This window comes from Chryseobacterium sp. VD8 (assembly GCF_037149975.1).
GTDB classification, from domain to species: Bacteria; Bacteroidota; Bacteroidia; order Flavobacteriales; family Weeksellaceae; genus Chryseobacterium; species Chryseobacterium indicum.
The window spans coordinates 1-596 of record NZ_JBBCQL010000453.1 but is presented as its reverse complement, the minus strand read 5'-3'; the positions used below and the strand labels follow the sequence as shown (position 1 = coordinate 596).

The following is a 596-nucleotide window of genomic DNA, read 5'->3' as shown; positions in this document are numbered from 1 at the left end:
AAATAATAATGTCGATCTGTCTTTCATTCAGTCGGTTCATTAAAATGTAAATCCAGCTGTAGCCGAAAATTCTCTGCAAAAGATGAGCGTGCGGTTTTCCGATGCAAACGGTTGTGATGTTATGCGCAATCACATAGTCCAGAATCCCTTTATGAATACTGCTTTCCTTCTGCCGGATCACTTTGGCTCCCAATTCCTGAGCTAAATTAAAATTATTAATCAGAAATCGTTGCTTATTCAGCGCAATTTTTTCAGGATTCTCTGAAGGTTTCTGAATGTAAAGAACGGTCCACGGACTGTTGTAATAACTTGCCAGTCTTGCCGTTTTCCGGATGATATTTTTGGCTATTTTCTCATTGCTGCTGATGCACGCCAAAAATTTTATGGGCTTAAAATTTTCAGTTTTGATCTCCGTTTCTACCTTTCTTTCAACATGGGTTGCCACTTCTTTTAAAGCCAGTTCCCGAAGCTGCAAAATATGTACGCTTTGGAAAAAATTGCTTAAAGCCGTCTGGATTTTCTCTTTTTTGTAAATTTTTCCTTCTTTCAGGCGCGTTAGAAGTTCGTCGGCGGTTAAATCGATATTCACAACCTCA

Annotated in this window: 1 pseudogene; it reads right to left on the bottom strand. The window is 38.9% G+C overall.

Annotation, left to right across the window (positions count from 1 at the left end):
- A pseudogene (locus WFK35_RS22995) lies at nt 1-596 on the bottom strand (sensor protein KdpD); the annotation flags it as partial.